General features: G+C 53.2%; 13 protein-coding genes. 7 read left to right on the top strand and 6 right to left on the bottom strand.

Annotated features, from left to right (window positions below; genetic code table 11):
* Positions 1–175: 175 nt before the first annotated feature.
* Entirely contained in the window at positions 176–1426 is a 1251-nt protein-coding gene (locus AC5DDB_RS25815) for a sialidase family protein (RefSeq protein WP_491742649.1), read from the bottom strand.
* Positions 1427–1760: 334 nt separating this feature from the next.
* Between AC5DDB_RS25815 and AC5DDB_RS25810 the strand changes: the two genes are divergently transcribed.
* The 5 genes from AC5DDB_RS25810 to AC5DDB_RS25790 all read left to right on the top strand — a co-directional run bounded on the left by AC5DDB_RS25810 (position 1761) and on the right by AC5DDB_RS25790 (position 7839).
* Positions 1761–1979, top strand: a complete 219-nt coding sequence (locus AC5DDB_RS25810) for a DUF1653 domain-containing protein (RefSeq protein ID WP_491742648.1) — start codon at positions 1761–1763, stop codon at positions 1977–1979.
* Entirely contained in the window at positions 1976–2311 is a 336-nt protein-coding gene (locus AC5DDB_RS25805; protein WP_491742647.1) for a cupin domain-containing protein, read from the top strand. Before AC5DDB_RS25810 ends, AC5DDB_RS25805 begins: the two co-directional genes overlap by 4 nt.
* Positions 2311–3321 carry a phosphotransferase family protein gene (locus tag AC5DDB_RS25800; RefSeq protein ID WP_491742646.1) on the top strand — a complete coding sequence of 337 codons (1011 nt, stop codon included), beginning with the start codon at positions 2311–2313 and terminating at the stop codon, positions 3319–3321. Before AC5DDB_RS25805 ends, AC5DDB_RS25800 begins: the two co-directional genes overlap by 1 nt.
* Positions 3322–3404: 83 nt before the next feature.
* Entirely contained in the window at positions 3405–4661 is a 1257-nt protein-coding gene (gene eno, locus AC5DDB_RS25795; RefSeq protein ID WP_491742645.1) for a phosphopyruvate hydratase, read from the top strand.
* 202 nt (positions 4662–4863) lie between these two features.
* Positions 4864–7839 (top strand): hypothetical protein, encoded by a 2976-nt coding sequence (locus AC5DDB_RS25790; RefSeq protein WP_491742644.1) that lies wholly within the window; start codon positions 4864–4866, stop codon positions 7837–7839.
* 73 nt (positions 7840–7912) lie between these two features.
* On the opposite strand, the gene AC5DDB_RS25785 is transcribed toward AC5DDB_RS25790, so the two are convergent.
* The 4 genes from AC5DDB_RS25785 to AC5DDB_RS25770 all read right to left on the bottom strand — a co-directional run bounded on the left by AC5DDB_RS25785 (position 7913) and on the right by AC5DDB_RS25770 (position 14958).
* The gene (locus tag AC5DDB_RS25785; protein WP_491742643.1) at positions 7913–8770 is read right to left on the bottom strand and encodes a M15 family metallopeptidase; all 858 of its coding nucleotides are present in this window, start codon (positions 8768–8770) and stop codon (positions 7913–7915) included.
* Positions 8771–8775: 5 nt separating this feature from the next.
* Positions 8776–10146 carry a hypothetical protein gene (locus AC5DDB_RS25780; protein ID WP_491742642.1) on the bottom strand — a complete coding sequence of 457 codons (1371 nt, stop codon included), beginning with the start codon at positions 10144–10146 and terminating at the stop codon, positions 8776–8778.
* Positions 10147–10306: 160 nt separating this feature from the next.
* Positions 10307–11767 carry a DUF1501 domain-containing protein gene (locus AC5DDB_RS25775; protein ID WP_491742641.1) on the bottom strand — a complete coding sequence of 487 codons (1461 nt, stop codon included), beginning with the start codon at positions 11765–11767 and terminating at the stop codon, positions 10307–10309.
* A 104-nt stretch (positions 11768–11871) separates the two neighbouring features.
* On the bottom strand, positions 11872–14958 hold the full coding sequence (locus AC5DDB_RS25770) for a DUF1553 domain-containing protein (protein ID WP_491742640.1): 3087 nt from the start codon (positions 14956–14958) through the stop codon (positions 11872–11874).
* A gap of 254 nt (positions 14959–15212) precedes the next feature.
* Between AC5DDB_RS25770 and AC5DDB_RS25765 the strand changes: the two genes are divergently transcribed.
* Together AC5DDB_RS25765 and AC5DDB_RS25760 are read left to right on the top strand one after the other, a co-directional pair.
* On the top strand, positions 15213–17168 hold the full coding sequence (locus AC5DDB_RS25765) for a DUF1549 domain-containing protein (RefSeq protein ID WP_491742639.1): 1956 nt from the start codon (positions 15213–15215) through the stop codon (positions 17166–17168).
* A 45-nt stretch (positions 17169–17213) separates the two neighbouring features.
* Positions 17214–18485: a DUF1501 domain-containing protein gene (locus AC5DDB_RS25760; RefSeq protein WP_491742638.1), complete on the top strand. Its 1272-nt coding sequence runs from the start codon at positions 17214–17216 to the stop codon at positions 18483–18485.
* Between the two features lie 16 nt (positions 18486–18501).
* Here the strand turns inward: AC5DDB_RS25760 and AC5DDB_RS25755 are convergent, their stop codons facing one another.
* Entirely contained in the window at positions 18502–20748 is a 2247-nt protein-coding gene (locus tag AC5DDB_RS25755; RefSeq protein ID WP_491742637.1) for an SMP-30/gluconolactonase/LRE family protein, read from the bottom strand.
* Positions 20749–20931: the final 183 nt, after the last annotated feature.

Below are 20931 nucleotides of genomic sequence, written 5' to 3'. Positions count from 1 at the left end.
CAAATACTCGAACGGTGATCCGCAAGCGGACTTGCACGTTTTGAGGGTGTTCACGACCCCTTCGTGGCGGTGACTGTCATCTGTGAAAACGAGTTTCACGGATGTAGATGTTATCGTTGCATCGGAAGCGGCATCTATCAAGTATTCATTATGTGTTAACTTGAGCCTTGGGAAATTACGGCTTGCTCGGCCACTTGAGTTTTGCGACCCAAACGCGGTTATCTGCCCCTCGTGCAACTAACGGTCGTGGATCGTGAGGATGCGGGGCCGGCCCCTGCATCCACTCGGTGACGGTCACCCAAGTTTCGTTGTCGCTGACTTCCGTCACTCCAAAATTTCCCAGACGTGCTCCTTTCTCGGGCACAAGGATTTGTTCGGTCGAACGGATTACGTGCAACTTCTGCGGATCAACTTTCGCGATGAATAGAGGAGCGCGATGTCGAAACACATGATCGTTCCCCGCTCCTTTCCGTGTGTACACGAGCCACAATCCATGTTCTGGATGTCGTACCCAATGCTGTTGGGTATTGTAATTGCCGAGGTCGGTGCCGTCGTCGAAAGTCCATTTCTTCGGAGCGGAAAACGACAGTGAATCGTCTCCCTCACTGACGGAGACATAACCATGGTCGTCGTTTCGCATGGTCAGATAGTATCGTCCGCCAAATTCCGTGACTGAGGGCTCGGCCAGTCCGCGTTTGACTGGCACAGTCAGTTCGCTGCCATGATCCACGTAACGGAGCGTTTCGCCATCGAACTTGCAGCGGAGGACGGTCGACGAGTACTGCTGTTCGCCGATTTCCTTGAAGTAGATCGGCAGGAGAATGTCACCGTTCGCGAGGTCGAATCGCTGTGTGCAGCCGGACCCCGCATTTTCGAACTTCGGGACGTCCGGCAATTCAACGGTTCGCCACGGTGCCCATTTCGCGTGTTCAACGTCGTAGACTGCATATGCCACTGCTCGCGGACGGACCTTTCGAACACGGTTATCCTCATAGACGACAGTATGACCAACACCGAGAAGTTTCTTTGTCTTCGCATGCCATTTGGGAGAGAAGTCGCACACGGTGATCTCCAAATCGTCGTGCCCGTCGAACGAAAACGGAACACGGGCAAACGACTTGTGTTCGACCGGGCGGGTCCAGGTGCGACTGCCGTCGGTCGTCCGCATGTCATTCAACGCGTAGAACACGTCTGAGCCGGACAGTTGCAGCTTTTGCAACGTCATCACGACGACTGGGTTTGACGCCTCAGCAATCGGCACCGCGCCGGCCCGTGCATGGACCCAACAAAAATCGCCGTCAAAGCCTTGCGTGGCAATCGTTCGTTCAAGGGTGAAAGGGTTGCCCGTCTCTTGGCCGACGACCGGATTCGACAGGGTCAGCATTAACGTCGGGCAAATCAGCAGGGCAAGTGTTCGAAGACTCATGGGGATGGCACCGTTTTTTGGAAAGAACGACCTAGCTGGCAGGTAAGCGGGCGAGAGAAATTGTCACATAGAGATTCATGCATATTAAAAACGATTGAAGCCCAGGACGCTACACCGATCATGATTTGAGATCACAATCGCGGCTTGTGAAGAACCTGTACGAACAATTTGCCATCTTGTGACGAAGGTCGTGCGTTGACCAGCGGGATAGTTTTTTGCGACTCGAAACACTGGTCGTGGTGGCTCAAGAGCGAAGTTTCGAAGTTGCGATCAAAGCGATATGATCCGCACTATTGGCAACATATTACCTGTGGACTGCATCAGGGATAAAAAGATGAGTATCGAGGCTGGCCGCTACAAACACTACAAGGGCAATGAATATCTTGTCCTCGGGGTCGCGCGACATAGTGAGACGGAAGAAGAACTCGTTGTTTATCGCCAAGATTATGGCGAGAAAAGTTTATGGGTGCGTCCGCTCTCGATGTTTCGCGAGACCGTCGACGTAGGAGGTCAACAAGTGCCAAGGTTTCAGTATTTAAAGGACCAGGGATGACCAATCTCATTTCGGACCTCCCCACCAAGTTGCCAGATGAACTAGTCACAGTCCTGGCGGAGAGTGAGCACGTTCGAATCGAGCGAATTGTCTCCACGGGTCATGCGTCCGATGAGAACTTTTGGTACGATCAGTCCGAGGCCGAATGGGTCGTCGTTTTGCAGGGTGAGGCGAAGTTGATGTTGGCTGACGGTCCAACTCAGAAATTGACACCGGGCGATTACCTTCTGATTCCTCCCCATCAAAAGCATCGGGTCGAGTGGACTTCACCGGATCAACCGACTGTTTGGCTAGCGGTGTTCTTTCGAGAGACTGAGTCGAGTCCATCATAATGAACATTGAGCAACCAGCAGAGTTCCAGGATTATCTTCGCCAAGCCGGCTATTTGGCAGACGATGAATCGGTGGAATTCGAAGTGCTCGCTGGTGGAGTTTCCAATCGGACGGTACTCGTGCATCGAAAAGCTGGGCCGAGTTGGGTTGTTAAGCAATCTTTGAGTAAGCTTCGTGTCGAGGCCGATTGGTATTGTGATCCAGCAAGAATCCGGCGGGAAGCTGCTGGACTTCGCACGCTGCAGACATTGCTGAAACCCGGAGACGTTCCGCAGTACGTGTTCGAAGATGCGAAACACTACCTGTTTGCAATGTCAGCCATCGCAAAACCGCACGACAACTGGAAACAACTCTTATTAACCGGCCAAATCGACGAACAGTTAATTCGACGATCAGGCGACATGCTGGCTGCGATTCATATGGAATCCGCTAGCCGCCACGCGCTGTTGCAAAGCGAGTTTTCGGATCGATTGTTCTTCGAGTCCCTCCGGCTTGAACCATACTATGCGTATACAGCACAGCAGGTGCCCGATGCGAGTCTGTTTCTCAATCGACTAATCGATCAAACTCGTTCAACAGTCCAGACGTTAGTTCATGGGGACTATAGTCCGAAAAACATACTTGTTAGAGACAATCGACTCGTTTTGCTCGACTATGAAGTCGTTCATTGGGGCGACCCGAGTTTTGACTGTGGTTTCTTTCTCACGCACCTCATTAGCAAGTCGCATCATCTGCACACGCAACGGGAAGCATTCCTGTCAGCGGCGAAACTATGGATGAGACACTACCTTGCCTCGGTCTATGAACAATTGTGGGCTGAAGAACTCGAAGCTCGGGTTGTTCGTCAAACGCTCGGTTGTTTACTCGCACGAGTCCGCGGTCGATCCCCTTTGGAATACCTCTCGGAAACGGAACGAGATCGTCAAGCTGCGGCCGTCGTTAAAATCATGAATCGCGACTGCTGGACAATCGCTGAGCTTTGTCAACACTTCGAGGAGTTGATAACTTAACACGGCGAGTCGTTCGATTCGCGATCGAACTTTTGATCTTCGTCTGCAATGCTTATCGATGTGCTAGTATACAGGGACTCAATGTGCCTACGATTGACTCTTTTCATGCGATTGAAATTCTAGACAGTCGTGGCCGTCCAACGCTGCAAGTGACTTGTCAGCTTGCTGATGGTGTGAAAGCATCGGCGTCGGTCCCCTCTGGGGCGTCAACTGGAAAAGCGGAAGCACTCGAGCTTCGTGATGGGGATAGGAACCGTTATCGCGGGCTAGGGTGTCGATCGGCTGTTTCACACGTTGAATCTCTGATTACTTCGCACCTAGCAAATGCCGAGTGCCAAACGCAACGACAATTAGACGAAGCACTGCTCGAACTCGACGGGACAACCAACAAATCCCGACTTGGCGCAAATGCGATTTTAGGTTGTTCACTCGCATTTTGTCGGGCGGTTGCGAAGTCGATTGGTGTGCCATTCTACCAACACGTGGCCGAGCAATTCGATTTGCAGCCGCGTCGCTTACCACGGCTTTCGATCAACTTGTTCAGTGGCGGGAAACATGCCGGCGGGCAGGTCGCGATTCAGGATGTTCTCGTGGTGCCCATTGCGGATTCCGTGACGGAATCGTTAGAAATGACTTACGAAGTCTATCAAACCGCGGCAGATATCTGTCGGGAACGGTACGGTATGCGACTTCTCACGGCAGATGAAGGAGGGCTTGCGCCACCTTGCACAAATTGTGATCAGATGTTCGAACTTGCGGTCGAAGCGATTGCCAAAGCCGGACTGACCGACCGAATTCAACTTGCGGTCGATGTCGCATCGAGTCACTTCGAGAGTGATGGAACCTACACACTCGATGGGCAGGATCGAACAGGAACAGAGATGATTGACCTGCTCTCGCATTGGGTCACTTCGTATCCAATCGTCAGTATGGAAGACGGTCTCGCCGAGGAAGATTGGCAAAATTGGACGTCCTTCGTCGGGCGTCATGGTGAGGATGTCCGCGTTGTCGGAGACGATTTACTCTGTACAAATCCTGGACGGATCCGACGAGCGGTCGCCGAAAAGGCTGCCAATACGCTTCTGCTGAAAGTGAATCAAATCGGTACGCTGACCGAGGCGGCCGAAGCACGGCGATTGGCGGTCGAAGCCGGTTGGCAAGTCGTGATTAGTGCACGGAGTGGCGAAACCGAAGACAACTGGTTGGCGGACCTTGCAGTGGGGTGGAGCGGAGATTTCATCAAAGTCGGCTCAATTTCTCAGTCCGAACGATTGGCGAAATACAATCGCTTGCTGGAGATCGAACAGGAAACAGGCTGGAAAATTGAAGGCTCCGTCTAGCAGTCTCTTTCGCCTGTTCGCCGCATTTCCTGCGAAGTGCGAAACATTTTCGTAGCCGCAAACTTTGCCTATTTCCCCTTGTTGTTCTTTTCGGGGCGAATCTGCTCTTGCTAGCGGGGTTCTGCCGATAGAATCGATAAGGGCGGTTACGTCAGGAATCTGGAGTAAAACGATGGGGTCACGGATGCCGAGTCACGGAAGCATGCGACGAATTGCTACGACAACTCTGTCCGCAATTGTGGGCTTGGGGATCGCTGCCTGGTTACTCGGGAGTGAGCCAAAGGAATCCCCGTCGTCCGGTTCCAATCCGGTGAATCTTCTGCCTCCGAAGTTTCAAGCCAAAGGGAATTGGGCCAGTCAATTGCCGACCCCGAGCAGTTTGTCGGTTCCAGAGTTTGAACAACAGCTTTTCGCGTTTCTGCAGCAACGAAAATATGATCGGTCTGGGTGGGGGCAAGACAAACACGTTCGTGACACCGGCCCTTTTCTGAATGGCGAGTATCACGGTACGCACCCGGCTGTCCGCGTTTTTTATTCGCCGGAAGTCATAACGTGGCTAGAAGGTGGCCGAAAAGACGCATTGCCGGACGGAGCCATGATCATCAAAGAGCAATATCCGCCACCGGCCGCTCGACACATTGGCAAATCGGAGAAAGAACTCTGGGAATCGCTCGAATCATGGACGGTCATGGTGAAAGATTCGAAGGGATCGCACGATGGTTGGTTCTGGAGCAATCCCGGTCGCGATCAAGAGGTCGTGGATAACCACAAAGACTTTTCCCATCCGATCTCCGGTTTCGGTCTGTACTGTGTCCGTTGTCACGCATCGACAGAAACCCCCGGTGCGGAACCGTCAAGTGCAGCGAACGAATACACGTTTGCCGCTTTAAGGAATATTAAAGGGTACCCCGGCGAACCCATTCTGTTTCGTGTTGACGACTCGTGGCGAACCGAATCGAAACCTGAAGCAGACCCTATTGCAGAATTCGTGAGTGACGTCAAAAACGTTTCGCTCAAAGAGGTGGGAGAAGCGAACGGTTCTCACCCGCAATGCACGAAATCGGGGACAGTGAGTCTGTGCACTGCGTCGGTGAATCAGGAGTTCTTGGATTTCTTCGGTGAAGTCAAACCGGTCGGGCTGAACTCTGTCAGTAAATTACCACCTGTGACACATGACTGGGCCGTCAAGAAACGCGATCCGTGTCAGGAGTTTGTCACTTCGAATCAATGCATGAGTTGCCATGCCGGTCTGATGAAGCCCTATGGCCCGACCATGTTTGTCCCGACGGGAGAATCGACGTCCTACGGTGCGGAGGGATGGAACATTTCTCCCTACGGCGAATGGCGCTGGACACCAATGGGCTTAGCTGGTCGTGATCCGATCTTCCATGCACAACTCGAGAGTGAGCGAAAGTTGCTCGCGCAAGAATTCGGCGATTCGCCGGAGACAGCTTTGCGACTGCAGAATGTTCTCCAAGATACGTGCTTGAAATGTCATGGTGCGATGGGGCGTCACCAATTTCACTGCGATCAAAAACAGGAGAATGAACTCGCCAAATGCGACACATTCTCGCAAGAAATGTGCGAAGCGATCGCGGCCGACAGTGAACACATCGGGCAAGGAGATTCCGAGTACGGTGCACTCGCCAGAGAGGGCATTAGCTGTATGGTGTGTCACCGGATGCAACAACGTCCCCAACCCGCTGATGACGATCGTCCGTACTTGCAATTCTTCTTAGAAACTTCGGTGACTGGGAACTTATATTTCGGCCCGAAGAACGAAGTTTATGGACCGTTCAAGGATGACGAGATTACGCAATATCCGATGCAACACGCACTCGGCATTACGCCAAAACATAGTCCATTTTTGCAGTCGTCTCAGATGTGTGGTTCGTGTCATACGGTCACACTTCCGTCGGTCGATACACCGATTCCCGCTGAGCACCATGATGAACTCAACGAATCTCAAGTCGTCAAAGAATTCACGAACTTTCATCATCACGTCGAACAAGCGACGTATCTAGAATGGCTCAATAGCGCTTTCGAGAACGAGTTCAAAACACAGAATCCACAGGCCAAGTCTTGCCAAGACTGTCATATGTCGAAGGACCTCGTGGATGAGGAACATGGAATCCAACTCGATACACTAGCCACACGAATGGCAATCATTCAGGACACAACCTATCCCGACGCCGAGAATCTCGCTTCCCACAAGAAACTCAATGTCCCGGTTCGTGAAAAAGGTTTTCGTCGACACAATTTTTCGGGACTCAATCTGTTCTTACTGGAACTCTTCGAGCAATTCGATGATGTGTTAGGTGTGCGAACAGATGACTATATGACGGGGTCGAAACATGACATCGAGCATGCCCGCCAAGAGTTCCTGAAAACCGCTCGTGAGAAAACGGCCGACTTGAAACTCGCAACTCATTGGAATGCGACTGAAGGCTTGGAAGCGGAAGTTACCGTGATCAATAAAGCCGGTCATCGCTTTCCGACCGGCGTCGGATTCCGCCGTGCATTTTTGGAATTGCTTGTGATTGAACGCCCTGAGTCCGCGGATGGCGAAGAGCGGATTGTCTGGAGTTCCGGGCGAACGAATTCTCTGGGAGTCATCGTGGATGAAGACGGCCATCCACTGAAATCCGAGTTCTTCGAACCCAATGGCAACAACACGGCTGCATTTCAGCAGCACCACATTCAGATCACGTCACCCAAGCAAGTCCAAATCTATGAATCACTTTTGTGCAATGGAAAGAATAGTTTCACAACGAGCTTTATTCATGGTTGCAGTACTCGCAAAGACAATCGGTTGCTCCCGCTTGGTTGGACTGCAAATGGCCCCGATCCCGCTTTGACGGGTCGGTATTTAGAAGCCACTTATCCCGTGGGGCGAGCGGCTCACGATCCTCAATACCAGAATGGAAGTGGATCGGACACAGTGACCTACCGGATTTCGCTACCCGAGAATATCGATCCTAAGCGGTTACAAGTCCGAGCGACCTTGTATTACCAATCGATTCCGCCGTACTTTCTCCGGAATATCTTCCGGACGTCACCGGAAGGCGAAGCAACCCAGCGACTCTATTTCTTGCTCAGTCACGCGGACTTGAAAGGCACGGAAGTCGAGAACTGGAAGCTAAGAATCGCGTCGGAAACTGCCGACGTAAAACCCTAGAACTTCGTTCGGTTTTCGGTTCGATGCAACGGGCATTGCTAGACAAAGATTTTCTCTGCAATGTCCGTCTCATTCAGCGGTGAGTCTGGAGTCGTTCTAGAGAAGCTGAGATTTCTTGCTCGATGATATGGAGCGGGTTGAGCGGCTGTCGGGGATCTGAAATCGGAGTGACTTCATTCGTCTCACGATTCCAGTGAACTGGGCCGAATCGCGCAGGCTCGGGTTTCGAGTTCAAAATGTGATCGCCGGCATCGCCCTTGTTGAAATGCCAGAACTCGAACGGAAAGTGCATGAAGCCGTTCGATTCCATGATTTCGGTGATGGCAAGACGGTTCTCAAGTTCGGCGCTGGTGATAAACGGCGATCGCATGGGCGTCTTTTCGCTGACCTCGAGATAAGGTCCCCCACGCCAAACTTCATTGCCGGTGTGCTGGTCGATCACGGAGATGTCAATTGCGGAACCGGACATGTGAGTTCCAATCTTCGGCGCATTGGCGACCATAACAATCGCCCGTCGGAACACGAACTCTTCCGTGGGAATCTCTCCGCCATTTTCCCAAATGCACTTTTGCAAAACCGCATCAAAAACCGCTGGTTTACGGACCAACGCACGCTGCATCTCGATTGAGCGATAGCCGTCTTCAATTTTCAAGACCCAACCGCGTGTATGCATCGCCTTGGCGATCGCAATGACATCGTGGACGAGACTTTTTCGAATGAAGTAAATGCGATCCAGGTCACCAGCGATTTTTGATCGAGAAAATTCGATTGGAACATTGGCGGATGTCGCCGCATCTGGAATCGACGCAAACGGCTCGCCACATTCCTCAACCGGGAAATCCATAAGTTGCTCGACCATCTGGTAGCCGAGTTCCATTTGTTCCGTCCAGTAGGCTCTTCGTTGTTCTTCGTCGACGGGTGTTGTTGGCATAGATTTTAGGGTTCGGTACTAGAGTTCTCTTGAGTCTTCTGAAGTTTCTCGCGACGCTCGATATCGCGAGGATGCTTCGAGAACGAAGCAAAGACGTCGCCAACAACCTGGTCCGCAAGTCCGCCGAGTTCGCCGATGATGATCGACTCTGCTTCCGGGACGAGTTTGGATGTATTCGGCTCGTAGCCACCAACTTGGTAGGACGTTTCCGTCGGTATATAGCCGATGTTTCCGTTCGCGTATCCGACGATGATCGGGATGGCACGATCGGCGATGTCCCGTTCGAGTTTGAATCCATATTCCACCATCGGTTCACCCGGCATTGTGAGGAACAGGTACGGGCCAATCTTGAGTGCCATAAGTTCTGCATCAATGCGACCTTCTTTGCCCGGAAGCGAGACCGTCTTGCTAGCGACCCGAATACGGTAAAAGTCTTCACGTGTTCTCAACTGCTCACGAGTGACGTTGCGAGCCAAGGCTTTGATGACAGCACTTCCAAGATCCCGTCCTGCCCATTGAATGTCAGCCTCATCGGCACATCGATATGGATACCCCGGAAGATTCGGGCGAATGTCACCAGCACAACCTTGCAAAAATAGCGAACTCGTTTTGCCGCCGTAACACATTTCGACAAAGGACTGGGCTTCGCCCGGGAAGTCGGCACTCATTCGAGGATAGCCCTCGGGGTAGGGTTGCGTTCCTTTGTCTCCCCACGTGAAAAAACACGGGTGACAAACAGCATGCATCAGAACTGCCATCGGTGTCAGGGATGTGCCGTTATCGAATCGCAAGACTTTGACACGCGGATCGTTTGGGCCCTCGGGATTAAGTCGTACGACGGCCCGGCCATTGATGACTTTCCGACGATTGATCCCAAAGTTGATCTGGTCTTCGCCGTAGCCTACGTTGACTGTCTGCATAGAACGAGTCGCGTCTTTAGCGGCATTGCCAATCTTCTCGATGAGTGCTCGTCCCCATTCGGAGTCCGCTTCGAATGCCGGCCCCGAATGATTGTGAGAAGCGGCCACTAGGATGTTCGCCGCTGGGATCTCGGTCAGTTCTTCAATGCGACCGCGGGCGAGTTGAACCATCTCATCCCATGCGCCTATCGTATCGAGCGTCACGATGGCAGCCCAAGTTTCACCATCATTCAGAACGAGAACTCCCGCACGCAGCGGGTCGCGAACGCCGGTCACTTTTCGTCGGTGCCCAGTGACTTCAAAGTCGCGAACATCGGACGGCGTTATATCGACCTTTGCAACACCAGCTTTCAAATTCGAGTGTATCGGGAATTCGCCATCGGCTCCGTTTGCATTTGGTCGCGCGGCTAAGAGAAGACCCGCTAGGATCGCCAGTTTCATCGGCAGTGTTTTCATCGAGATTTCGTGTCCTCTTGAAAGCTGCACCGTTGTGCGGTTTGAGTGACCGTGAAAGATGTCGGAGCGCGTCTGCTTTTGAAAGCTAGGAGTTTGAAGACTTCTAGGTAAAAATTTTAGGTGTGCTGATATTGTTGGCGATACTTGAGCCGCTAAACGTTCATTTGAGGATTTCTTGAACGACGCGAGCGTTTCGTCCGGCGGTGAGTTGTTGTTCTTGTCCGTTGTTTGTGTAAACAAGTTTTTCTGGGTCAAGTCCGAAGAGGTGCAACAAGGTGGCTTGATAGTCGTTCGGGGTAACGATGTTCTCGATGGCTTTGTGTCCAAAATCGTCGGTCGCACCATAGGTCATACCTGGCTTGATGCCACCACCTGCCATCCAGATACTGAAACCCTGGCCATTGTGGTCGCGACCATGTCTTTCCGGGGCTCCTTGATTCTGTGTGACGGGTAGTCGACCGATTTCACCGCCCCAGTGCACAATGACTTCGTCTAGCATGCCCCGTTGTTTGAGATCCTTGACGAGACCGGCTGATGGTTTATCAGTGCGTCGGCAAATGTTCGGAAGGGCCGTGACAAGTCCACTATGATTGTCCCAAGGTTGACCAGCGAGAAACAGTTGCACAAATCGCACACCACGTTCGACAAGTCGTCTTGCAATCAGGCAGCGTGTGCCATATTCCTTGGTGGTTGCGTCATCGATGCCGTAGAGTTTTTGAGTCGCTTGTGTTTCTTGAGAAATGTCTAGTGCTTCGCGAGCGGCAGTTTGCATTCGTGCTGCCAACTCGTAGCTAGAAATTCTAGCATTGAGTTCCTGTTCGCCTGGGAAACGCTTTGCATGTTCTTTGTTGAGTGCTTGTAAGAATTCTAAGTTCTGACGCTGCGGCTCACCTCGTAGATGAGGTGGAGCATCCAGGTTGAGGATGCGTGGCTCTTTAGGGCGTAAGACCGTGCCTTGGTAAAGTGGCGGCATGAAACCGCTAGACCAATTGTTAACACCATCCACAGGGTGACCTGCGGGGTCGGTCAGGACTAGATAAGCAGGCAGTTCTTGGGTTTCTGATCCGAGGCCGTAGAGCAACCATGACGCATAGTGCGGACGTCCTAGCACACCCGGGATTCCGCCATGAAAGTATCTGATGGAAACCTCGTGCCCATTTGCTCCGGTGTGCATGCTGCGGATGAGACAGATGTCATCAGCAATGCTAGCAGTCTCCGGCAGGAGTTCGGACAATTCCATTCCACACTCGCCGTGCTTGGAGAACTTCCATTTCGTGCCGAGGAGTTTCTTGCTGGCTTCGTTCACAAAACTATAGGCGATGTCCTCCGCGTAGTCCGTGCCATCGAACTTCGTGAGCATTGGCTTCGGATCGGTCAGATCCATATGCGATGGTCCGCCGTGTTGAAACAGCGAAATCATCGCTTTGGCCTGCGGTGGGTGATGCGGAGGCTTCGGTATGAGATCGAGTGCGGGTTTCTCTTTTGGCAAGTTCTTGGGCTTGGCATAGCTTGTTTCCGACTGCAAAAGCCAGGCAAGGGCTAGGCTCCCTATCCCAAGCGTGTTTTGCTTCAAGAACATCCGGCGGGAGTTTGAGAGTGGAGATGAATGGTCCGAATTCATCGGGGGGCCTTGTCGATGGAGTGGTCTGGAAAGGCGAGGTTGCTAGCAGCGACAGTTCTAAGTAGGAATAGTCAGAAACTTATGAGTATGTAATATTCGATGACTTACTCGACATATAGGAATTCGTTCGAGCTGAGGACAACTTGGCAAAGACTTGTGAGAGCCTGGCTCGCAGCTGTTTGATTGCTTGATATATATTGAGGAGAGTCGCGAAGGAGATCGATCTGGCGGGCGAGAAAGTTGACCGCTGTTCCCAATTCACTCGGGGACGGTTCGCGACAATAGGCGAGCTGCCAGATTCTCACGACCTGACCGGCTAATGCCTCGGTGGAAGCTGGGGGGCCTTGAAACTCTTCGACAGATGAAACAACACGTTCCGCTTGTTTCGGGTAAGCACCACGAATCGTGACCGGCCAACTAAACGAGTCTGAAGTGAAATTCTCGCGACAGTCAGTTACGAAATCGATCGTATCGTGGGCTTTCACTTCAACGCTCGTGACGTTAGTTGCAGTCGTTGCATTCTGAATAGTCCATTCCCCGAGCTTACCAAGTCGGCTGGAGATGATCCGGCTGCGAACACCGTCGCCGTGCGGTGAACCATGCGACAAATTGCCTTCGATTGTTATCGTGACATCGTGAGGGGCAATCCAGCGACGAATCACAGCGCGGCTGCTGACATCGGGGTGTCCGCCTTGAGCGTTAAGTAACACCCAACCCAGGCTTGGATCGGGCAATGTTTCGCCGGCCTGCCATTGGGCTCCGGTCCAATGAGTGAATGCGGTAAAGTCTTCCGTGCGGTTCAGTTCGGGGTTGAAACTTCCGTAGCCGTACTTCCAATTTCTTTTTCGTGCAGTGAATTCGGGCAACGCGGCAATTTGTTCTTTCGGCAACGGGGTTGCCTCTTGAATTGCCCGTTCAGCGAGTTTGGCTGACTGGGTGAGGATGAATTCCCCATTGAGCAGCATGAGCGATTGAGTTGCGACCGTCGAGTTCGTACGGACTTCACAATTCGTTTCCATCACAGGGGCGTCGAACGTTTGTAACATCGCTAGCGGTCGACTACGTTGCTGACGGATGTAGAGACTGCGACGAGTTTGGGTTCCATCAACGATGACTTGGCCGGTCTCGTCTTCTTTCGTGTTCAAGGGACGACCAAAAAGTGTGCGATCGAGTTGTCCCGCAGCGGCAAGCATCCGGTCGCGGATGATTTCCGCGTCCAAACGAGCCAAACTCGGGCGAAATTCCGAATCCGATGCACGGGCTTGTCGCCAGACTGTCGACGACAGAATAAGTCGGTGTAATGCCTTGAGGCTCCACCCAGATTGTTGAAACTCACTCGCCAAATAATCTAAGAGTTCGGGATGCGACGGTTTGCTGCCGAGCTTCCCGAAATCCGCAGGGGTGGAGACAAGCCCTTTGCCGAAGTGATGCATCCAGACTCGGTTGACGATCACGCGGGCGAAAAGCGGATTATCCGGGGCAGTCAACCATTTCGCGAATGCCAAGCGACGCCCTGTCGTCGGCAGAGACTCGGAATTCAGCGGAAACGTGCGGTCGCCTGCTTCCATTGTGGTAACGGTTAACCCGGCCGGTTCGATGACTTGCTTCGGCTGCGCGGGATCGCCACGATGGAACAGCTTCGTTTCCGGGACATGTCCAGCCGGTTCGACAAGTGCCCGAATGAATTCCTCAGGTGGCTTCTTTGCACGGATTTCGTTGATTTTTTGGTCGAAAGTCTTAAGTTCTTCAGCGGCTTTCGGGAGGTACTGATAGAGGACTCCCGGGGTGATGTTGACGCTAGGATGTTTCTTGAGCAACGCGTTTTGTTCGTCGGTTCGGTCCTTGCTCGTGGTTTTGTAAGCGTCGCGAAGTGTTGTCCGTAACGGTTCCTCAAACTTTTGCAACTCTTGTTCCAACGCTTGTTCAATGAACTCAGCCTGCTTCTGCGACTTCTCGGCCGCCATCTTCTGGACTTCCGTTTCGATAGCGGCGGCTCGTTTTCGATCCTCTTCCGTATAAAGAGACACCAGTCGGCTTTGCGGTGGCTTCCACGCTTGCCAATCGAGGGCCGGCTCAAACACTGCTCGCAATGCGTAGTAGTCGGTTTGAGGGATCGGATCGTAGCGATGGTCGTGACACTGGGCACATTGGATGGATAACCCCAGCAGCGATGTGCCGACAATTTTGAGGGTGTCGGTCATGACCTGGTTTCGCCCTTCGACGGTGTTCGCTCCGCTTCCGGTACCATCGGCGGCCATTCGGAGGAACCCGGTGGCGGTCAACAAATCAATCTGCTGCGGTGTCAAATCGCCGTTGCGAGGCCCCATCAATTCGTCACCGGCCAGTTGCTCGGTGATGAATTGATCGAATGGTTTGTCGGCATTGAGGGCTCGAATGACCCAGTCACGATACTTCCAAGCCCATGGCCGATCGGCATCGGCTACCGTATAGCCTTCCGAGTCGGCATAACCAGCCACATCCAGCCAGTGTCGCGCCCAACGCTCTCCGTAGTGAGGCGAATCGAGTAGCTCTGTGAGTAGCCGGTCGTACCAATCGCCGCTCGGATCGTTTAGCCATTTCGCCAGTTCCTCCGGAGACGGTGGCAATCCGATGAGATCGAAATAGACCCGGACGATCAGGGCTCGACGGTCGACATCATCCGCGAATTTCTGGGCACCAGGGACGGATTGGATAACGGCATCGACTTCCGTGCGAACACGAGCCGATTCAGGAAACGAAGAAATCGACGGTGGATTCGGTCGCTGAATTGGCTGAAACGACCAGAAATTTCGCTCCTCCAGCGTGACCCCGAGACCTGGGCCAATGTTCTCCGGTTCGGGGCGACTGGTTTTAGCGCCTTGGGCAATCCATTGAGCAATGGTTTCAATTTGTTCCGCCGGGACTTTCCCTTCACCGGGCGGCATTTCGCCACTGTGGAGACGATCCAGCAGATAACTCTCGTCGGCCTTGCCGGGTGTGATCGCTGCACCGGCATCACCACCGCTTTTCATCAACCGAACCAACCGGAGATCCAGATTGCCTTCGAGTTTTTCAGTGGCACCGTGACAATCGAAACAGTGTTCGCGGAAAATCGGGCGAATGTCTTTTTCGAAATACAGCGGATCCGCACCCCACACCAAACCGCGACTACACGCGATGACGCCAATCACAAGAATCCGAAGTTCATACATAAACTGAAGTTTCCATCCTCGGTAAGTAATTCGGACGCAATCTGCGTCTTGCATGATAGATCAGCGAGGCTTGATATATCAATGCTGCGGAGACTTCACAACGTCCCAATCAACCGTCACGAACAATCCGCGGTCGGGCTCAAGAGTGAAGAATTCGCAGTTTCTACTTCCTCTTCGAAGCAGGGTTCGTTACGCTCAAGCGTTGGCTGGTGTATCCCTATTTCTCTCAATGAATCTACTCCCAGGAGATGTCGATGACTGGGGCTCGGTTTTGGCTGTTGCTGTGTCTGGTTGGTGCGTTGCTTGCGGGCGATGCGGATTTGTTGACCGCCCAGAATCGCAATCGGTCGGCTCAACGTAATGCGGGTGCGAAAAAGACACCACCAAAGTCTCGCCTACCGGTTGTGGATTCCAGTGAGAAAATCCGGGTTGCTCCGGTCGATCCTGACCAGAAGGAAGCCGTCAAAGCTTCGGCGGCAACGATCGATCGTCTGATCGAGAAGAACCTCGCCAAGCACAATCTCAGTCCCAATGCTGACGCCAGCGATGCCCAGTTTATCCGTCGAGTTTACTTGGATATTGTGGGAACCATCCCGACAGCCAAGCAGACCCAGTCCTTCATCAATTCGAAGTCATCGACGAAACGTCAACGAGTCGTCGACCAGTTGCTGAACCGACCAGGTTATGCCAGTCACTTGTTCAATTACATGGCGGATCTGCTGCGGATTGTCGACCGGTCCGATAACAACACTTACACGCGACCGTTCGGAGAATGGCTGAAACAGGAACTCCGAAACAATCGGCCTTACGACGAACTTGTTCACGAGATTCTGGCCGCTGACGGCCGCATCTTCGATAACCCGGCTGTTGGATATACGCTCCGCGATCCGAATATGCCTCTGGGCCATCTCGATAACACCGTGCGAATCTTCCTCGGCACACGGATCGGTTGTGCCCAGTGTCATGACCATCCGTTCGACCGTTGGACTCAACGCGAGTTCTATCAATTAGCGGCATTCGTCGGTGGTGAGATGACGCGATTACCAGGTCGTGTTCCGGCGAACATGAAAGGCAACCCGCAGGTTCCAGAAACGTTCGACCAACGCAAGTTCTATGACGAACTGAGTATCGGTACGCAAGAAGGTCGCCAGGCTCGTCGGATTGTGCGACTCAATCGGAGTGCGGTCTGGGAGCATCCCTACAAAAAACTGAAATTCCCGCACGACTACGCATACGATGACGCCTCACCTGGTGATGTCGTGAAGGAACAGGTCATTTTCGGCTCGATGCCGCAGATGACGAAAGGACAAACGCGTCGGGAGGCATTCGCACAATGGGTGACCTCGCGGGATAATCCCCGGTTCACGATGACGATTGCCAATCGAATGTGGAAACGTGCTTTCGGAGTCGGACTTATCGAACCCGAGGATGATTTGCGTGACGATACCGAAGCGTCGAATCCGGAACTGATGGCGTTTCTCGTCGAGGAAATGAAACGCCTGAACTACGATTTGAAAGAGTTTCAGCGGATCATCTACAGCACACGGGCGTATCAGCGAGAAGTCACTTACGACGAACTACCGCCCACGGAGGCATACCACTTTCCTGGGCCGATCTTGCGACGTATGACAGCCGAGCAAGTTTGGGACTCGCTGCTAACTTTGACGCTCGAAAACCCCGATCAATATCAACGGCCTGACGATGTCGAATACTTGCAAGCGGTGGCCGTGAATCCGCAGACCATCACGACGGAATCACTCATTCAGAAGGCCAAAGACGAGCAAGATTGGCGGAACGAAGAAAACAAAGACCGCCGAAAATATTTGTACAAAGGCCAGTTGCTCGCGCGGGCATCCGAGTTGCCGCAACCGTTGCCCGATGGGCATTTCCTGCGACAGTTCGGGCAAAGCGATCGTCAGATCATTTCGGACGGCAACACCGATGGTACGGTTCCTCAAATTCTCACGATGTTCAACGGCCCAGTCACCCACATGATGTTGGAAGGCGGTTCGGTACTCTACAACGAAGTCACTGCTTGCAAGACCGCTGACGAAGTCGTGGAGGTGATTTTTCTGAGCATTCTGAATCGTCCGCCACTGCAGCGGGACCGGGCCATGGCCACTCAAGAAATCGCGAAGAACAGAGCTGCGGGCGTTGGCAACGTCATTTGGGCACTGCTCAATACACGCGAGTTTCTCTTCATCCAGTAGTACACACGACTCATCGTCGTTGAAATTCAAATCGGAGATACCTTGATGTTCGATTGGTTGCAAAAGGCGGATGGCCCGACGCGTCGTGATTTCCTAACCGCGGCGGCCAAGAGTTGCCTGGGCGTGAGTATTCTCCCGCTCATGAACAACGCGGTGTTCGCGTCAGAATCGACACGCAAGAAGCCGGCTCGCAAGGTGATTTACTTGTTTATGGAAGGGGCGATGAGTCAGCTCGACACGTTCGACCCCAAACCCGATAGCGACGTGCAAGGGGATACAAAAGCGATCAAGACGGCGATCCCAGGAGTGCAGTTTAGCGAGCACTTTCCGAACTTGGCTCGCATGGCCAAACAATTGGCTGTCGTGCGTTCATTGAACACGGAAACGGGTGCGCACGAGCAGGGACGCTACTTGATGCGAACCAATTACAAACAAATCGCCAGCACACGCCATCCCGGATTGGGCGCGTGGTTGCAGAAAATGTCCGGCCGGTTACATCCTGATCTTCCGCCTAGCGTTTCCATTGGTGGCGGCGTCGGGCCCGGTTATCTGGGAGCCGCCTTTGCACCTGTGCCGATCGGAGACCCCGCCGACGGGTTACAGAATACGACCTCTCCCAAATACCTCTCCGAAGCCCAGTTCGATCATCGAATGAATTTGATCGACTCGTTCGACACCGTATTCAAACGCAAAGCCAAAATTGCCGATGTCCGTGGCTACGACGACCTGTATCGAGATGCGATCAACTTGCTCAAGAGCAAAGATCTTGTGGCATTCGATATCAGCAAGGAACCGGAGGCGGCCAAAAAATCGTATGGAAATACGCGGTTCGGGCAGGGATGTTTGCTTGCCCGTCGTTTGATCGAGCACGATGTGCGTTTCGTGGAAGTCACGCTGGGTGGTTGGGACCATCACAACGAACTGTTCGAGAATTTGCCGCCAAAGGCCGGTGAGTTGGACGCGGTGTTGTCGACGCTCCTCAAAGATTTGGCGGATAAAGGATTGTTGGACGATACGCTAGTCGTGCTTGGTACCGAGTTCGGTCGCAAGCCGGAGCCGAATGCCAATTCTGGTCGCGACCACCACCCGGCTGCCTTCTCATGTCTGCTCGCGGGCGGAGGCGTTCAAGGCGGTCAAGTTCACGGCTCAACCGATAGCGACGCGTTCTATGTCGAAGACGATGCCACTTCGGTCCAAGATTTCAACGCGACGATCGCGTATGCATTGGGGCTGCCGATCAAGGAGGAGATCTTCTCACCTGATGGCCGCCCCTTCACAATCGCCAACGGCGGCACACCGTTGACGAAGTTCTTCTAGAACACATTATGACACGCTACGGTTGCGGATTGGCTTTGTGGAGACGGCTCCACGAGAGTCCTGGTCGATCGACCCGAAACTTCACGAGTCGTGTAAACTCGACTTCGGTGACATAAACGGTTCGACCATCGGGGCCGCCAAAACAGAGGTTGCTCGGGCGTGTGCCAAGGACCGGAATCTCTTGAAGAATCTTCCCTGATGGTGAGAGCTTGACGACGGTTCCTTTTCCGTACCGTGTGACATAGAGATTCCCATCGACGTCGCACCGCATGCCATCGAATCCATGGTCTTCAAATTGTTTCACCAGGCGTTTGCCGGTTAATTCGCCCGTAGAAGTGATCGCAAACGCCCAGATTTTGCGTTGTTGGCTTTCGTTGACATACAGCGTTTTTCCGTCCGGGCTGACTTCGATTCCGTTTGTTGTCCCCATTTTACTAGCGACGTTAGTCACTGAACCATCCGTGTCGATTCGCCAAATCTGACCGCTACCGTCGGCCCAATTCGGATCGCTCGCGAAGAGGGTTCCGTCGGTCATGATTGCGATGTCATTGGGTTGGTTCATCGTTGCTTCATGAGCGTGCACCGTAATTTTTCGCGTCTTCGCATCCACACGTAGAATGTTGTGCCGCGTGTAGTCGGCAACGAAGAAATCACCCGCGGTGGTCAATCGAATCCCATTTCCAACGCTGCCCGCCGGCAGTCGAACGAACACCTCTCCCAACCCATCAGGAGAGACGCGGCCGATCGTGCCTTGTTGGGCGAAGTTTACGGCAAAGACGTTTCCGTTGGCATCGCATGCTGGTCCCTCGATGCCTGGCGTGAATTCTCCCGGCCGAGTAACCGGCACAGCAGTGAACAGCGGCGATTCCGGCTGGAAAACGATGTCGGTGGTAGTGCCGAACTTGGCTGGCAAAGGCATATTTGTCCAACTGGGATCCTCACCGAATCGGATTTGCCATCGACCTTGCAGACGTAGCTGGTGACGATCCGCCCTCAGTATCGGGGCCGAAAGTGGCGATGGATTCCCTTTCTGTACTTTGAGCACAAGCAAGCTGGCATCGTTCGGTGTGATGGCGTCTGGATCAATCGTCAGGCTGTTGAACGTCGCGGATTTCGCGAGCGGAACGCCATTAACCCACCCGTGCAAAGTACCCACATCCGTCGAGGACGGAAATGTCAACGTCAGCGGCTGATCACTAAGCCACGTTTGTGGGACACGAATCACACATCGATACCAAGCCGGACCCGTTTCGTTAGAAAACCGTGCGGGAGCTGTGTCACCGTCATCACTTTGAACAACGAAGTTCTCCCAGTGTTGATGGGATTTTTCTTTCTCCCCATTGTCGCGTGCTGCGCTCGATTTCGGGGCTTCATCCGAAAAGCGAAACTCTTGCCCGCCGAGAAATTGATCACTGGAAATCGTCGGGCACACATAACGCTCGATATGTGAAATCACCCGCCGCGTACCCTCGTGATGGCTGACATACGGCCAACGGTTGGGGTTGTACATCGCATCGGTCATGTCTCGCATTAGCACGACATTCTTGCCGTTGCGGACCATCTGCCGAAGTCCGAATGGTCGCCCCAGCACACACATGTTGACATGCACGCCGGTCAAAATCACGTTCCGAATTCCTTGGTTCTCGAGGATATTCCAAACCTCGTCGCCACGATCGCTGATGAAATCCTGCTCAGCGTCAATCGTGATCAAAGACGATTGTGATTTCCAAGGCATATTCGGATTCCGACCCAGTTCCTTGAGTTTCGCAGCCCAGGCGGCGTGTTGTTGTGGGTCGTCGTCTTCGCCGCCATCCGATTGGTCGATCGGGTAGTTGGCGCGTTCTTCCGTGGGGATCACCGAGCACCATGCTTCGATTTCGAACGGCATGGCATCAGCCGCAGGTGTTTCGATGGCCCGTTTACGTGCGGCGTGATCCGTGTAGGCGTCCATGCAGTCACTGGGGGAATGAATGATCGTGACGCCCTGAGACCGGGCTTTCTGCAGCACGCGATCCAACCTGGGGGCAAACTGCTCCAATCGCTTCACCGCATTCTGACAGTGATGCAAGTCCCACACGTCGCACACAATAATTGCCGTCTCACTGGGGTCCCAATTCTCTTGTCGATCGTGAGCGGCGAACGTCTCGGCCGGCGACCTCAATTGTGTCCGCAGCGTGAGTGATAAATCCTCCGCAGACGCTGAAGAATTCATGAGAAGGAGAGCGATCGTCATGATCCCCCATTGCGACCGTTGAATCCACATTGGTTAATACCTCAAAGAGTTGCTGGTTGAAAGTGGATTGTCATGCGACTTCGATTCCAGCGGTCACAGACATTTCTGCCTTAACCGGTGACACACCACTTGGTTCTCCATTGTCCGTATCGCGAATCACATTTCAACACTCGCTCATGCGTTTGGCGAATCCATCTTCCGCAAATGGCAATC

The sequence above is a fragment of the Thalassoroseus sp. genome (assembly GCF_984380535.1).
This window is presented reverse-complemented; position numbering and strand designations above follow the sequence as displayed.

What these genes read in the sequence shown, in the direction of transcription:
- AC5DDB_RS25815 (WP_491742649.1), bottom strand. Translation starts at nt 1,426, where the DNA reads ATGAGTCTTCGAACACTTGCCCTGCTGATTTGCCCGACGTTAATGCTG.
- AC5DDB_RS25810 (WP_491742648.1), top strand. Translation starts at nt 1,761, where the DNA reads ATGAGTATCGAGGCTGGCCGCTACAAACACTACAAGGGCAATGAATAT.
- AC5DDB_RS25805 (WP_491742647.1), top strand. Translation starts at nt 1,976, where the DNA reads ATGACCAATCTCATTTCGGACCTCCCCACCAAGTTGCCAGATGAACTA.
- AC5DDB_RS25800 (WP_491742646.1), top strand. Translation starts at nt 2,311, where the DNA reads ATGAACATTGAGCAACCAGCAGAGTTCCAGGATTATCTTCGCCAAGCC.
- AC5DDB_RS25790 (WP_491742644.1), top strand. Translation starts at nt 4,864, where the DNA reads ATGCGACGAATTGCTACGACAACTCTGTCCGCAATTGTGGGCTTGGGG.
- AC5DDB_RS25785 (WP_491742643.1), bottom strand. Translation starts at nt 8,770, where the DNA reads ATGCCAACAACACCCGTCGACGAAGAACAACGAAGAGCCTACTGGACG.
- AC5DDB_RS25780 (WP_491742642.1), bottom strand. Translation starts at nt 10,146, where the DNA reads ATGAAAACACTGCCGATGAAACTGGCGATCCTAGCGGGTCTTCTCTTA.
- AC5DDB_RS25775 (WP_491742641.1), bottom strand. Translation starts at nt 11,767, where the DNA reads ATGAATTCGGACCATTCATCTCCACTCTCAAACTCCCGCCGGATGTTC.
- AC5DDB_RS25770 (WP_491742640.1), bottom strand. Translation starts at nt 14,958, where the DNA reads ATGTATGAACTTCGGATTCTTGTGATTGGCGTCATCGCGTGTAGTCGC.
- AC5DDB_RS25765 (WP_491742639.1), top strand. Translation starts at nt 15,213, where the DNA reads ATGACTGGGGCTCGGTTTTGGCTGTTGCTGTGTCTGGTTGGTGCGTTG.
- AC5DDB_RS25760 (WP_491742638.1), top strand. Translation starts at nt 17,214, where the DNA reads ATGTTCGATTGGTTGCAAAAGGCGGATGGCCCGACGCGTCGTGATTTC.
- AC5DDB_RS25755 (WP_491742637.1), bottom strand. Translation starts at nt 20,748, where the DNA reads ATGTGGATTCAACGGTCGCAATGGGGGATCATGACGATCGCTCTCCTT.